Annotated in this window: 1 protein-coding gene; it reads right to left on the reverse strand. The window is 67.2% G+C overall.

Annotated features, from left to right (window positions below; genetic code table 11):
* A partial coding sequence (locus SB719_RS21080; protein ID WP_412159873.1) for a type II CAAX prenyl endopeptidase Rce1 family protein occupies window positions 1-240 on the reverse strand: 240 nt, incomplete at its 3' end.
* Between the last annotated feature and the right edge of the window lie 19 nt (window positions 241-259).

Genomic DNA, 259 nt, shown 5'->3' on the forward strand with positions numbered 1-259 from the left:
CGTCAGCCGACGGATCAGATACAGACAGGTGCCTGCGCAGAACGCGAAGAGCACCTGCACCAGCGCCATCCAGCCCACGCCGAGCAGGCCGTTCATCGCATGCATCGCGCCGAACACGAGACTGGACCAGAACCACACCAGCACTTCCGATCGGCACGTGCCGCGCAGTCCCACCAGCAGGACCCCGCGGGTCCGCCCCTCCTCGCAGAAACCGACCAGCAGCATCGCCAGCGCCAGCATCCCCAGGTACCGCGGATCG

This window comes from Pantoea sp. SIMBA_079 (assembly GCF_046940275.1).
Taxonomy (GTDB): domain Bacteria; phylum Pseudomonadota; class Gammaproteobacteria; order Enterobacterales; family Enterobacteriaceae; genus Pantoea; species Pantoea borealis.